The sequence below is a fragment of the Zoogloea ramigera genome (assembly GCF_006539865.1).
Lineage (GTDB): Bacteria > Pseudomonadota > Gammaproteobacteria > Burkholderiales > Rhodocyclaceae > Zoogloea > Zoogloea ramigera.
This window is the reverse complement of record NZ_BJNV01000184.1, coordinates 1-878: the sequence shown is the minus strand read 5'-3', so window position 1 is coordinate 878 and position 878 is coordinate 1. Positions and strand designations below refer to the sequence as shown.

Annotated in this window: 1 protein-coding gene; it reads right to left on the bottom strand. The window is 62.5% G+C overall.

Annotation, left to right across the window (positions count from 1 at the left end):
* Positions 1-862: efflux RND transporter periplasmic adaptor subunit (locus ZRA01_RS20355; protein WP_141355192.1), on the bottom strand; the 862-nt coding region annotated here is incomplete at its 3' end.
* Between the last annotated feature and the right edge of the window lie 16 nt (positions 863-878).

Below are 878 nucleotides of genomic sequence, written 5' to 3'. Positions count from 1 at the left end.
TGGCCCCCGTACGCACCTGACCGATGTCCTGTTCGAACACGTCGGCGACAACCCACACCGACGACAGGTCGGCCACCTGATACAGGGTGTCGCCCGGCATGAAGCGCATCCCCTGTAGCGCTTTCTTTTCAGTGATGACGCCAGAAACCGGGGAACGGAAGGTCAGCGTGCGCTTGGATGCACCGGATTTTGCCAGCGAACGGATCTGCTCCTCCGAGATGTCCCAGTTCCTGAGGCGCAGCAAACTCGATTCGGCCAGTTGCTGCATGCCGCTCCGGGCTTCGCTGCCAGCATCTTTCAAGGCTTCGACGCCTTGGGCGGCGATGGTGTATTCGCGCTGAGCGGAGACCAGTTCCGGGCTGTACACCTCGAACAGCGGCTGGCCCTTGGCGACCGGCTGGCCGGTGACGTTCACGTGCAGGCGCTCCACGTAACCCTCGAACTTCGGGGAGATGGCAAAGCTGCGCCGCTCATCGATCTCGATGCGGCCGGCAGCGCGCACCAGTTTGTCGAGGGCGCGCAGTTCCGCTGCCTCGGTACGCACACCGAGCTTCTGCACTTTCTCGGTGCTGATCTTGATCGAGTTCGCTGCAGCGGTCTCACCGTCAGCTTCCCCTTCGTAGACCGGGACGTAGTCCATCCCCATCGGATCTTTCTTCGGCGTCGGCGAGGTGTCCGGCAGCCCCATCGGGTTGCGGTAGTAGAGGAGCTTGCGCTCCTTCTTCATGCCTTCAACAGGTGCCGTAACAGCCGCCACAGAGGGCTCCGAGTGGTTGGCTACTGGCCTCTGGCCCAGCCAGTAGCCACCACCGGCGGCAAGGGCGACCGAGAGGCCGATCGCAATACCTGCGCCTGTTTTCATAGATCTTCTCCGAGAA